Annotated in this window: 10 protein-coding genes; 9 read left to right on the top strand and 1 reads right to left on the bottom strand. The window is 66.7% G+C overall.

Features of this window, described 5'->3' with window-relative positions; translation table 11 throughout:
* Window positions 1-4 precede the first annotated feature (4 nt).
* A complete protein-coding gene (locus tag ACFC1W_RS11895) occupies window positions 5-2,041 on the bottom strand; it encodes a heavy metal translocating P-type ATPase (protein ID WP_375992659.1) in 2,037 nt (678 codons plus the stop codon).
* A 78-nt stretch (window positions 2,042-2,119) separates the two neighbouring features.
* On the opposite strand from ACFC1W_RS11895, the gene ACFC1W_RS11890 reads away from it, so the two are divergent.
* The 9 genes from ACFC1W_RS11890 (at window position 2,120) to ACFC1W_RS11850 (ending at window position 13,121) form a co-directional block, all read left to right on the top strand.
* Window positions 2,120-2,449, top strand: a complete 330-nt coding sequence (locus ACFC1W_RS11890; RefSeq protein WP_375992657.1) for an ArsR/SmtB family transcription factor — start codon at window positions 2,120-2,122, stop codon at window positions 2,447-2,449.
* A gap of 594 nt (window positions 2,450-3,043) precedes the next feature.
* Window positions 3,044-3,403, top strand: coding sequence for an ArsR/SmtB family transcription factor (locus ACFC1W_RS11885; RefSeq protein WP_375992655.1), 360 nt, complete (start codon window positions 3,044-3,046; stop codon window positions 3,401-3,403).
* Window positions 3,400-5,304, top strand: a complete 1,905-nt coding sequence (locus tag ACFC1W_RS11880) for a heavy metal translocating P-type ATPase (RefSeq protein WP_375992652.1) — start codon at window positions 3,400-3,402, stop codon at window positions 5,302-5,304. Before ACFC1W_RS11885 ends, ACFC1W_RS11880 begins: the two co-directional genes overlap by 4 nt.
* Before the next feature lie 131 nt (window positions 5,305-5,435).
* A complete protein-coding gene (locus ACFC1W_RS11875; RefSeq protein WP_375992649.1) occupies window positions 5,436-5,870 on the top strand; it encodes a signal peptidase II in 435 nt (144 codons plus the stop codon).
* Window positions 5,871-5,961: 91 nt separating this feature from the next.
* Window positions 5,962-6,564 carry a cadmium resistance transporter gene (locus tag ACFC1W_RS11870; protein ID WP_375992647.1) on the top strand — a complete coding sequence of 201 codons (603 nt, stop codon included), beginning with the start codon at window positions 5,962-5,964 and terminating at the stop codon, window positions 6,562-6,564.
* 468 nt (window positions 6,565-7,032) lie between these two features.
* Window positions 7,033-10,509, top strand: coding sequence for a MobF family relaxase (mobF, locus tag ACFC1W_RS11865; protein WP_375992644.1), 3,477 nt, complete (start codon window positions 7,033-7,035; stop codon window positions 10,507-10,509).
* Window positions 10,510-10,591: 82 nt separating this feature from the next.
* Window positions 10,592-10,942: a sulfate permease gene (locus ACFC1W_RS11860; RefSeq protein ID WP_375992641.1), complete on the top strand. Its 351-nt coding sequence runs from the start codon at window positions 10,592-10,594 to the stop codon at window positions 10,940-10,942.
* Window positions 10,943-11,259: 317 nt separating this feature from the next.
* Window positions 11,260-12,452 (top strand): IS3 family transposase gene (locus ACFC1W_RS11855; RefSeq protein ID WP_375992638.1). Its coding sequence is split into 2 segments (ribosomal slippage): window positions 11,260-11,544 and window positions 11,547-12,452, totalling 1,191 coding nucleotides; the frame shifts between segments, so codons are not numbered across the junction.
* Between the two features lie 57 nt (window positions 12,453-12,509).
* Complete coding sequence (locus tag ACFC1W_RS11850; RefSeq protein ID WP_375992636.1) at window positions 12,510-13,121, top strand: ATP-binding protein; 612 nt, start codon at window positions 12,510-12,512, stop codon at window positions 13,119-13,121.
* Window positions 13,122-13,139 lie beyond the last annotated feature (18 nt).

The following is a 13,139-nucleotide window of genomic DNA, read 5'->3' as shown; positions in this document are numbered from 1 at the left end:
CCGCTCAAGCGTTCGGCCTGTCCTCGTGGTCGATGCCATGGTGCTCCTTGTCCCGCTCGAAGTTGAGCAGGCGAAGTGCGTTGGCCACGACGATCAGGGTGGAGCCCTCGTGGATCAGCACGACGGCGCCGATGTTCAGTCCCAGGAAGGTGGCGAGGATGAGGAAGGCGACGATCGCGAGGCTGGCAATGAGGTTCTGCCGGATGATGCGGCTGGTCGCGCGGCTGAGTCGAAGGGCGAACGGGACGCGGCCGAGGTCGTCACTCATCAGGGCGATGTCGCAGGTTTCCAGTGCGACGGTCGAGCCCGCCGCACCCATCGCGATGCCTACGTCGGCGCGAGCCATGGCGGGGGCGTCGTTGACGCCGTCGCCGACCATCGCAATCGGTCGGTGGGATTCAGCAAGGCGGGTGATCTCGGCGACCTTGTCCTCAGGGAGGAGTTCGCCGATTGCCGTGTCGACGCCGACTTCCCGGCCGACCGCATCCGCGACGCGCTGGTTGTCTCCGGAGATCATCACGAGCTGCCCCACGTTCGCAGCCCGGAGTGCGCTGAGTACCTGAGCGGACTCGGCACGTGAGGCATCCATCACTCCTACGATGCCAAGGAATCGTTCACCTCGGCGGACGATCATCAGCGTCTGCCCGGAGTCCCGCGCCTCCGTGTACGCGTCGGCGAGACCGCCGGTAAGCGTGAGCTGTTGCTCGTCGAACATGCGCAGGTTGCCGACATCGACCCGCTCGCCGTCGATCGTCGCCGTAACGCCCCGGCCGACGACCGCGTTCAGGTCTGTCGCGGTGAGACGCTCGGCCGGGGGGACACGGGGCTCGAGGTCGCGGACGATCGCCTCGGCCAGCGGGTGATCGCTGAGCGCTTCGACGGCGACCAGAGTGCGGATCAGCTCCGTCTCTGGAACGTCGGTGGCAGGCGTGACGGACGTCACCCGGGGGGCACCCCAGGTCAGGGTGCCGGTCTTGTCGAACGCCATCGCCTTGACCCGTCCGAGCGTCTCGAGCGGCGCGCCGCCCTTGACGAGCACGCCGGCACGCGCAGCACGGGCTACACCCGCCAGCACCGCAGCCGGTGTCGCGATCGCGAGAGCGCAGGGGCTGGCGGCGACAAGCACCGTCATGGCGAGGTAGAACGCGTCGGGGAACGGTTGCGCGAACGCGAGCCAGGAGATCAGGAGCGTGACGGCGACCCCGAGGATCACGGCGGGCACGTACCAACGCTGGAACCGGTCGATGAACTGCTGTGTGGGGGAGGCGGCCTGGTCGGCGGAGCGGACGAGCTCGACGACCTTGCTGAGCGTCGAGTCCGCGGAGGTCGCGGTGACCTCGACCTCGAGCACGCCGGACCCGTTCACGGTGCCGGCGAACACGCGGTTGGCGGCGGGCAGGGTGTCGACGGTGCGCATCGCCCGCTCCGGGTCGGCGACCGGCTCCTTTTCCACCGGGATCGACTCCCCGGTGACCGCGGACTGATCCACCGCGGACACCCCGGAGATCACGAACCCGTCGGAGGGGATGCGGGAGTTCGGGCGGATGACGACGATGTCGCCGACGACGATCTCCTCCACCGGCACCTCTACCGGCTCGTCCCCGCCGCGGCGCACCAGGGCGCTGCGGGGGGCGAGCTCGGCGAGCGATTCGATGGACTTGCTGGCACGGCTGAGGGCGTACTCCTCGAGCGCGTGGCCGAGGCTGAACAGGAACAGCAGCACCGCCCCTTCCGCCCACCGGCCGATGAGGGCGGCGCCGATCGCGGCCACCAGCATGAGGAAGTCGACCTCGAACTTCCCTCGCATTGTCGAGGCGATCGCGGTGCGGAACGTGAAGAACCCACCGAAGAAGTAGGTGGCGAGGAAGAACACCAACGGCCACCCAACCATCGGCAGCCCCAACGCAAACTCGGCGATCATTCCGCCGGCGTAGGTCACGCCCGCGGCGATCGCGAACCACAGCTCCCATCGGGCCGAACCGTGGGAATGGTTGTGCGTCTCCGCAGCGGGCGCGGTAGTCGTCGGAGAGGAAGCAGTCATGTCAACAAGATACATCATAAGATCATGATATATTGTACTTGTGAATGATTATCGTGATCGGAGGGCACAATGGTGAGCATGGCCGGTACTGAGACGCGTCGGGAAGCGAGCTCCTTGTCCGTGGCGGATGCTGAGCGTCTCGCCGAGATCATGCAGGCGCTGGCCTCGCCTGTGCGGCTGCGCATTCTGAGCGCGCTGAGTGTTCAGCCGAGTACCGTGACCGACCTCAGCGAACAGCTGCGCATCGGCCAGACGACCACATCGAACCATCTGCGGCTGCTGCGGCATCTGAGCCTGGTCATTGGCACGCGCGACGGCCGGCACATCCACTACTCGCTCTTCGACGACCACGTCTCCGAATTGCTCGAGGAAGCTATCGGGCACCTCGAGCATCTGTCCGGGGTGTGAAAAGTCCGCTCCCGCCTAGGACTTCCGTTCGCGGAGCGTGTTCGAACACTGCAGCCGTCTACTGCGGCGCATCATCGCGGAGTCGGAGTGCGATCCAGAGGCCGCATCGACGGCATACGAAGCCAGCGCCGCCATTCAGCGCATGCACCTTGCGTCGCGGCAGAACTCTTCCGCAACAGGAGCACTCGACGGTCGTGTCATCGTTCACGGGAGTCGATCGCATCAATGAGCTGTTCAGTTGTGGGCAGTCCCGCCGGGCCTGTTGGTGTGGCGTAGACCCGGCATGCAAGATTGGATGTTCTACCATTGCCAGGAAACAGATCCTCACCGTCTCGAAGGATCGTGGGTGACCCAGCGAACAGCACGCGCTCAGCATCCTCCGGACCATTGACCCGTCGGTAAACAATCTCAGTCTCGTGGAAGCCGCAGGCGCGCAAAGCGTCCTGCAAGCGTCTGCCGGCTTCGACCCAGCTGGGGCAGTCGTCGATGTGAAGGACAACGAGATGCACACTGCCATGATCCTCCGATGTGTGATCCTCCGCACCTCGTGTGGCCCAGTACAGGACTATACATCGGTGGATGTATAGTCATCGGATGCTGACTATTGCGGATCGTCTCGACGTGATGAATCGACTCGGGCGGGCGATGGCCGATCCGACTCGCTCTCGCATTCTCCTGGCGCTCCTGTCGGGACCGAGTTACCCTGCGGTGCTGTCCAGGGAGTTGGGGCTGTCGCGTTCGAATGTGTCCAATCATATGACGTGTCTGCGTGGCTGCGGGATCGTGGTCGGCGAGCCCGAGGGCCGGCAGACCCGCTACGAGGTGGCTGACCCGCACTTGGCGCGCGCGTTGACGGCGCTGGTGGACGTGACTCTCGCTGTCGACGACAGTGTGCCGTGTCTGGATCCCGACTGCGGCGTCGAGGGATGCGTGGCAGGGGCGGCACGAGCATGAGCGCTGTCACGGGTTCACAGGTCGAGAACTCCGACCTTGATGACGACGATGATGACGATGACCGGCCGTGGTACCGGAGCCCGGGCGTTCTGATCCCGATCGCGTCCGGCGTCGCGTTCGCAGCTGGCCTGGTCTGCGAGTGGACCGGCGCGGAGACCGCGGGGCTGGTGCTGTTCTGGATCGGTCTGCTGCTGGGGGCGTACACCTTCGTACCCGGAGCGCTGCGCAAGCTCTTCACCAAGGGCAAGCTCGGCATCGGCCTTCTGATGACGATCAGCGCGACCGGGGCGGTGATCCTCGGCTTCGTCGAGGAGGCGGCCGCGTTGGCGTTCCTGTACTCCATCGCGGAGGCGCTGGAAGACAGGGCCATGGACCGCGCCCGTGCAGGGCTGCGGGCGCTGCTGAAGCTCGTACCCGATACCGCACTCGTCAAGAGGGGTGACGTCACGACGGAGGTCGAGGCGAAGGAACTGCGCGTCGGCGACGTCCTCGTGGTCCGGCCGGGTGAACGGATCGCCACCGACGGAACCGTCCGCGTCGGACGGAGCAGCCTGGACACGTCCGCGATCACCGGCGAGTCCATCCCGGTCGAGGTCGACCCCGGCACCGACGTGTCGGCCGGGTCGACCAACACGACGGGCGTCCTCGAGGTCGAGGCCACCGCCGCCGGCACCGACAACTCGCTCACCACGATCGTCGAACTCGTCGAGAAGGCGCAGGCGGAAAAGGGCGACCGCGCCCGTTTGGCCGACCGGATTGCCCGTCCCCTCGTTCCCGGCGTGATGATCCTCGCCGTGCTGGTGGGCGTGCTCGGGTCGCTGCTGAGTGGCGACCCCGAACTCTGGATCACCCGCGCCCTAGTCGTGCTCGTCGCCGCCTCGCCGTGCGCTCTGGCAATCGCCGTGCCCGTCACGGTCGTGTCCGCAATCGGCGCGGCGTCGAAGTTCGGCGTGGTCGTGAAGTCCGGGGCCGCGTTCGAGAGGTTCGGCGGCATCCGTCACCTCGCCGTCGATAAGACGGGCACCCTCACCCGCAACGAGCCCACCGTCGCCCGCGTGGTCACCACCGGTGCGAGCGAGACCGAAATTCTCACGTGGGCGGCGAGCCTGGAAGCTCACAGCACCCATCCCCTCGCCGCAGCGATCACCAACGCGGTGCCCGCCGCCACCGTTGCGCAGAACGTCACCGAGTCGGCCGGGCACGGCATCACGGGCACACTGGACGGCGTTCGGGTCGCGGTCGGCAGCCCGCGCTGGCTGGACGCCGGGACGTTGGCCGAGCAGGTGCACGCGATGGAATCCGAAGGGATGACGGTGGTGATCGTCCACCGCGAAAACGCCCCGGCCGGCGCAATCGGGGTGCGGGATGAGCTACGTCCCGAGGTTCCCGAGTTCATCGCGACACTGACGCGCCGCGGAGTCGGGGTGACGATGCTCACGGGGGACAACGCGCGCACCGCTGCCGCGCTGGCTGCACAGGCCGGCATCAGTGACGTGCGCGCCGAGCTGCGCCCGGAGGACAAGGCCTCGGCCGTCGCCGAGCTCTCCAAGACGCAGCCCACCGCCATGATCGGCGACGGCATCAACGACGCCCCCGCTCTCGCGGCCGCCGACCTCGGGATCGCGATGGGCGTCAAGGGCGCGGATGCCGCGATCGAATCCGCAGACGTCGCGTTCACCGGCCACGATCTTCGCCTGATCCCGCAGGCCCTCGCTCACGCACGCCGCGGCCGCAGCATCATCAACCAGAACGTCGTGCTTTCGATCGCGATCATCGTGGTGCTGCTGCCGCTGGCGATCACCGGAATCCTCGGTCTTGCCGCCGTCGTCCTCGTGCACGAGGTCGCGGAGGTCATCGTCATCCTCAACGGGCTCCGCGCGGCGCGGCGCACGAACGTATGACCGCTCCGGCAAACGGCCCCGCTCTGACCCCGGGAAACGAAAACGCCGTCAAAATGAGGTCCCCCGGCCCAGCGGCCCAGCGCGGTCGGGCCCGGCTGCTCCTTCTCGCGTGTGCTGTCGCAGTTGCAGCAGTGCTGATCGACCAAGGCTCCAAAGCACTTGCACTCGCGCAGCTCACCGAACGAGAGCGCATCCCACTCCTGGGAGACTGGCTCGGCTTGCAGCTCGCGTTCAACCCCGGCACCGTGATGTCGCTCGGTTCCGGTTCGACCTGGCTGCTCACCGTCATCGCGACGGTCGCATCTGTGGTACTGCTCATCGCCGCGACGCGCGCGCGCACCGCACGATGGGCGGTCGTGATCGGGCTGCTCTGGGGCGGCGCGGTCGGCAACCTCCTGGACCGGCTGTTCGCCCCACCTGGATTCGGCCGCGGCCACGTCACCGACTTCCTCGCCTACGGCAACCTGTTCATCGGCAACATCGCCGACGTCATCCTCGGCGTCGGCGTAGCCCTCGGCCTCCTGCTCTACCTCCGAGGCTCCCAGCACACCGGCGACGGGGGATGATGGGTCTCGAGCACCAAGTTCGCACGAATGTCGCCGACGCATGGTGGTCTGACATGAGGTCCGCGGGATGCGGTTGCCCGGGGGTGGGCGCATGATTCTCTCGTCGATCCTTCAGGCAATCGGTCTGTTCATGGCGACGAACATCGATGACATCATCGTGCTCTCGCTCTTCTTCGCCCGCGGCGCCGGCCAGCGCGGGACCACAGCCCGCATCCTGTTCGGACAGTACCTCGGGTTCGCCGGCATCTTGGCTGCCTCCGTCCTGGTTGCACTCGGCGCCGGGGCGTTCCTGCCCCCAGGGGTCATCCCCTACTTCGGGCTCATTCCCCTGGGATTGGGTTTATGGGCGGCATGGCAGGCCTGGCGCGATCGGCATGATGACGACGATGACGACGCGAAGTTCGAGGGCAAGAAAGTCGCCGTGTGGTCCGTTGCCGGAGTGACCTTCGCCAACGGTGGCGACAACATCGGGGTCTACGTCCCCGTCTTTCTCAATGTGGGCACAGCCGCCACGATCGCGTACTGCATCGTGTTCCTGGCTTTGGTCGCCGTGCTGGTCGGCCTGGCCAAGTTCATCACGACCCGCAAGCCGATCGCGGAGCTCCTCGAACGCTGGGAACACATCCTGTTCCCCATCGTGCTGATCGGCCTGGGCGTCTTCATCCTCATCAGCGGCGGTGCCTTCGGACTCTGACGACAAACGCGGCTGCAGTGCCACGAAACGAGTCGGACGTAGCGGGCAGCGGGCGTCGTCCGGCGCTTGGGACGTCGTGACTGCCGTCGCGCAGTAATGCTCCTACTGCGCTGGGATGTGTTCCCACGAGACGCTGTACGCGCGATGTGACTCTTCGATGTCTCCGAAGAAATACCGGCCCTGGTCACGGCTTGGTGAAGATCCGCTTGTCCCGCCGCCCCCACTGTCCGTGATGGTCCGCACGACGCGATGTTTCAGGGTCGTCCCCGTATCCGCTGGTCGGCTGTCCCTCATGTTGTGAAGCTAACACTCCGCCTCACCAATCCAGACACACCTTTGCGGCCCCGGGCTTGTCGGCGATCAGCCCACACGTCTTGCAGATCGAGGGCGAGCCCGCTGTACGGGCCTGGCTCGACCACCTCTCTGACAGCAGAGGGGCGGTGACGGGTGTCGGTGTCGATGCGGGTGATGAGCGCGGGGAATGGATACAAGTACCTCCTCCGCACCGTGGCTGCGGCCGACGGCGAACGGCCGCTCTCCACACCGCTGACCCGCTACTACGCCGAGGCCGGCACGCCGCCCGGCCGCTGGCTCGGGAGCGGACTTCCGGCGCTGGCAGTCGGCAGAATCGGCGCGGGGTCGCGGGTGTCTGAAGCTCAGCTCGAGCTGCTCCTTGGAATGGGTCGCGATCCCGGCACGGGCACCGCGCTCGGCCGGGCATATCCTGAGTACGCGGCATCCGAGGCCGGCGTCGAGCCTCCGAACGCACACACTTCACCGCCGACTCGCCGACGCGCGGTCGCCGGCTATGACTTCACCTTCTCGCTCCCCAAGTCAGCATCGGTCCTCTGGGCAGTCGCCGACGCCAACACCCAGGCCACAATCGCCGCCGCGCACCACAAGGCGATCGACGACGTTCTCGCCTTCATGGAGAGCAAACTCGCCGTGACCCGAGCCGGAGAAGCAGGCCGCGACGGTGCAGTGGCCCAGGTCGAGGTCGCTGGGCTCGTCGCTGCAGCCTTTGACCACTTCGACTCGCGCGTGGGCGATCCGCAGCTGCACACGCACGTCGTGGTGAGCAACAAGGTCCAAACAGTGTTCGACGGCAAGTGGCGCTCGCTCGACGGGCGCCCTCTGCACGCGGCGACGGTTGCGCTGTCCGAGCTGCACGCCGCTGTGTTTGCCGACCACCTGTCGCGTGCGCTCGGCGTCCGGTGGGAACACCGCGAGCGCGAAGCCGATCGCAACTCGGTCTGGGCGATCGCTACTGTTCCCGAGCACCTCGTCGCCGAGTTCTCGTCTCGCTCGCGTCACATCGACATCGAGAAGGACCGGCTCATCGACGAGTACATCGCGGCGCACGGTCGGGCGCCGTCGAAGGTGACGATCATTCGGCTTCGTCAGCAGGCAACGCTCGCGACCCGTCCCGAGAAGCAACTTCGATCGCTCGCCGATCTCACGCACGAGTGGCGCACGCGCGCGAGCCGACTGCTCGGCCGCGATGCGACCGCCTGGGCGCGCAAAGCGGTGAATCACGATGACACTCCACGGCCGTTGCGTGTCGAAGATATCGAGCGCGGCATCCTGAACCAGCTCGAACAGCGTGTCGTCGAAGCCGCGAGCGAGCGTCGCTCGACTTGGACGCGCTGGAACCTCTACGCGGAAGCCGCGCGTCAGACGATGGGGTGGCGCTTCGCTGCGACCGAGGACCGCGAGGCGATCGTGGGTATGATCACGGATGCTGCGGAGCAGCGCTCCACACGCCTCTCGCCACCTGAGTTCGCGGTCTCTCCCGCTGAGTTTCGGCGTGCTGATGAGACGAGCGTCTTCCGTCCGCGCAACTCCGCGCGCTACTCATCGATTGCGCTGCTCGACGCGGAGGAGCGACTGCTCGCCGCATCGCACGCGACCGATGCGCCGGTGGTCAGCGCTGCAACTCTCGAGCGCGCGGAGCGGGCGCGCCGCAATCGCGGGATCGTCCTCGGGGATGATCAGCGCACGGCCCTCCACTCGATCGCGACGTCAGCGCGCTCGCTCGACGTGCTGATCGGCCCAGCCGGTGCGGGCAAGACAACCGCGATGCACGCGCTCCGCCTTGCATGGGAGCACGAGCACGGCCGCGGCTCGGTCATCGGTCTCGCACCGTCGGCAGCTGCCGCGCGCGAACTCTCCGACGACCTCGGGATCACAACCGAGAACACCGCCAAGTGGTTGCACGAGCATAGCCATGGCCGCGTAGCGGCGCGCGCATCACAGCTCGTCATCATCGACGAGGCATCCCTTGCTGGCACCCTCACGCTCGATCGCATCAGCACGCTGGCGACGCGGGCGGGCGCGAAAGTGCTCCTGGTGGGTGACTGGGCGCAGCTGCAGTCGGTCGACGCCGGCGGTTCGTTCCGGATGCTCGTCGAAGCACGCCCAGATGCCCCTGAGCTCGCCGACGTGCACCGCTTCCGCAATGCGTGGGAGAAGGAGGCATCCCTCGACCTGCGCTACGGGCGACTGCAAGCCCTCGACACGTACGGCGCGCACGACCGGATCGTTGGTGGCGACGCCGACGCGATGGCCGACGCGGCCTACAGTTCTTGGCTCCACGACATGGTCGCCGGCACGTCGTCCGTGCTCGTCGCGGAAACCGGTGAAGCGGTCGCAACCCTCAACCGACGGGCGCGCGCCGAGCTGATCCTCGCCGGCGCTGTGGATGCCACGGCCGAAGCATCCCTGCGGGATGAGTCCGCAGCATCCGTCGGTGATGTTGTCATCACGCGCAAGAACGACCGTCGCCTGCGATCAGGCCCTGACTGGGTTCGCAACGGCGCACGATGGAAGGTCGTCGCGGTTCGTCGCGACGGCTCGCTACGCGTGCGAAACACCGACCGCGCCGGTGCTCGACCGATCAGCCTGCCGGCCGGATACGTCGCGGAGAACGTCGACCTCGGCTACGCCGTGACCGCCTACCGGGCGCAAGGGATCACGACCGACACCGCGCACGCCGTCATCGAGCCAGGAACGACGCGCGAGAACCTGTACGTCGCGATGACGCGGGGGAGAGAGTCGAACACGGCGTACGTGGTCGTGGCCCGCCCCGACGACAATCACTCCGCGCGGCATCCCGGTGAACGTCCCGATGCCACAGCCCGGGACATCCTCGCGGGCGTGCTCGGGCACGTCGGCGCCGAGCTATCGGCACACGAGACGATCGCCGCCGAGCAGGAGACCTGGGGATCGATCGCGCAGCTTGCGGCCGAGTACGACACGATCGCGGCGTCCGCCCAGCGGCCGCGGTGGACGAGTCTCATTCGGGTGTGCGGACTGTCAGCCGAACTGGCCGAAGCGGCGATCACCTCGGACGCTTTCGGCGCCCTGACAGCGGGCTTTCGACGCGCGGAGGCGGTCGGTTACAACGTTGGGACGCTGCTTCCGCGGATTGTCGCCGCGCGTGGGTTCGAAGATGCTCAGGATGCCGCGGCGGTGCTCCACGAGCGCCTCGAGCGAGTCCTCGCTCAGCCATTGAGCGGCAGCTCGCGGGGCAGCGGGGGGCGGCTCATCGCCGGCCTGATCCCGGCAGCGATAGGGGAGATGGATGCCGAGATGCGGCGCGCCCTCGACGAACGGGCAAACCTCATCGAGGAGCGTGCATCGGTGCTAGTCGAATCCGCGTTGACGTCGGGGGAGAGGTGGATCGCTTCGCTCGGGCGCGTCCCCGTCAGTCCGGCGCGAGCGGGTAGGTGGCGGCAGCAGGCGCGCATCATTGCGGCTTACCGTGACCGGTACAGCGTTTACGAGGATGACGCGCTCGGTGCTCCCGCTGCGTCGGCAAACCAGCGAATGGATGCCGCGGCCGCAGCGGTGGCGCGGGATCGGGCGATCTGGCTGTCGGGGACGGATGCTCCTAGACAGCCACACCGGCCACCTGCGCGCGCTCACGTTGTCCACAGCTTGTAGCGGGTGGTCCTATCGACGTCCGAGAGGCGGGCGTAGCCTGAGCGCAACTGCAAGCCCCATGCCTGAAGGAGAGGCTTGGCCGATGTTCCGACTGCTGATCGCCTTCGTAAGTCGCATCTACGCGTTCTTCCAGCGGACGATGCCGACGAACATGATCATCCGCGCCACGCACACTCGCCGCGGCCTGAAGTGGGGCGTGCCCGCGATGCTCTTCGCCGTCGTCTACCTCGTGCTCGCCGCCGCCCTCGCGCAGTGGGTCGCCGGCGGCGCTCCCGGATGGATCAACCTGCTCGTGCTGGTGTGCTTGTGGAACGCGCTGAAGTTCGTGGTGAACGGGCCGATCACCCTCGTTCGGCTGGTCCGCGTCCGGGCGCTCGAGCGTCGCTACCGCGGCGCGGGAGTGGCCTCGAACGAAACGATGACGGTCGGCTGAGACCGAACCGCGGACGCGACGACGTCAGCCGGCAGTCGCGGGTTCGAATGTCGCCCGCTCAAAGTTCATGTGTTTGCACGGGTCTTGCGGGTCAAATTATAGGGCGAAAGTCGCGAACCGGTAGGCGCATCGCATCCGCACTTGCGACGACCGACTTGCGGTCACGTTCGAGCCCACGCGCCCCAGGCAGGACGGGCGAACAAGGGCGGCGTACGCTGCCGACCTACCCATCACCATGAAACGCAGGGGGGACTGCTGCACGAGTAGGTGACATCTGAGCTGGCTTGCCCGTGGGGCGGGCCTGGAAGGATGTTGCTGTGCCCAAGCCCTACCCGAGCGAGTTCCGTGACGACGTTGTGCGCGTCGCGAGGAACCGCGAGCCCGGAGTGACGATCGAGCAGATCGCGAAAGACTTCGGAGTTCACCCGATGACGCTGCAGAAGTGGATGCGTCGCGCCGACATCGAGACGGGCGCCAAGCCTGGACAGTCGCGGACCGAGGCCGCCGAGATCCGCGAGCTGCGGAAGCGGAACCGGCTGCTGGAGCAGGAGAACGAGGTGCTGCGGCGGGCGGCGGCGTATCTGTCGCAGGCGAACCTGCCGGGAAAAGGTTCTACCCGCTCGTGACAGAGCTCGCCGGAGCGGGGATTCCTGTGACGGTGACGTGCCGGGTGCTCAAGCTCTCCCGCCAGCCCTACTACCGGTGGCTGGCCGATCCCATCACCCCGAGCGAGGTGGTGGAGGCGTATCGCGCGAACGCGCTGTTCGACGCCCACCAGGACGACCCCGAGTTCGGGCATCGGCTGCTCGCCGACGAGGCCCGCGACCACGGCGAGGCGATGTCGGATCGGACCGCGTGGCGGATCGCCTCAGCGAACGGCTGGTTCAGCGCGTTCGGGAAACCCAAGCGCGGCAAACATCGGCGACCCGGGCCTCCCGTGCACGACGACCTCTGCGCCGTCGTCGACGAGCACGGCCGGGTGAGGCATGTGTTCTCCGCCGACGCGCCGAACGAGCTCTGGCTGACGGACATCACGGAGCACCGGACCGCTGAGGGCAAGCTGTACCTCTGCGCGATCAAGGACGTCTATTCGGGTCGGATCGTGGGGTACTCGATCGACTCGAGGATGAAGTCGCGGCTGGCCGTTCAGGCGCTCGAGAACGCCGTCGCGATGCGCGGCGACGTCGCCGGCTGCGTGGTGCATTCGGACCGAGGATCTCAATTCCGAAGCCGGAAGATGCTCCGCGCTCTCAGCCGCCACCGCATGGTCGGGAGCATGGGAAGAGTCGGATCGAGCGGAGACAACGCAGCCATGGAGAGCTGGTTCGCGCTGTTGCAGAAGAACGTCCTCGACCGCCGAACCTGGACGACCCGCGAGCAGCTGCGCATCGCGATGGTGACCTGGATCGAGCGGACCTACCACCGGCGCCGCCGTCAGGCCCGCCTGGGGCGTTTGACGCCCATCGAGTTCGAGACCATCATGAACACGACCGTCGCACTGGCGGCGTGACTACAACCTGTCACCTATCCGTGCAGCAGTCCCCACCTCTCACCGCTCATCAAGCGCATGGAGACGCGCGTCCGGGACATCAAACGTGTCGTCGTTGCGGCCGATTCGATCGCGCCGACCGCTCCGCTAACCGTTGTTTCGCTCCGCGATGTCAACCTGGCGATGCGCAAAGTAGTTCCGATGCTCCTCTGCAAGCATCTCTACGATCGCAAGAAGGAAACGGACCTCGACAACTCGACCTATCTCAACTTGATCATCGATGAGGCGCACAACATCCTCTCGACGGAGTCAGCGCGAGAGAGCGAAGCTTGGCGGGATTACCGCCTGGAGACGTTCGAGGAGATCATCAAAGAGGGACGGAAGTTCGGCGTCTTTCTCACCATCGCAAGCCAGCGACCCCACGACATCTCGCCGACGATCATCTCCCAGCTCCACAACTACTTCCTCCATCGACTTGTGAATGAACTGGACATCCGTGCCGTTGAGAAGGCCGTTGCCTACCTCGATCGAGTCTCGTTCGAATCGCTTCCGATTCTTCCGGCCGGCGTGTGCGTCGTTGCTGGCGTGTCCGCACAGGTTCCGGTGATGGCGAAGGTCGGAACTATTCCCGAAGCGTTCGCGCCTAATAGTCGGACAATGTCCGTCGCTGGCGCCTGGCGCGAGGCTTAGCCGTCGGCTGGCATCTCA

This window comes from Microbacterium sp. NPDC056003 (assembly GCF_042274785.1).
Lineage (GTDB): Bacteria > Actinomycetota > Actinomycetes > Actinomycetales > Microbacteriaceae > Microbacterium.
This window is presented reverse-complemented; position numbering and strand designations above follow the sequence as displayed.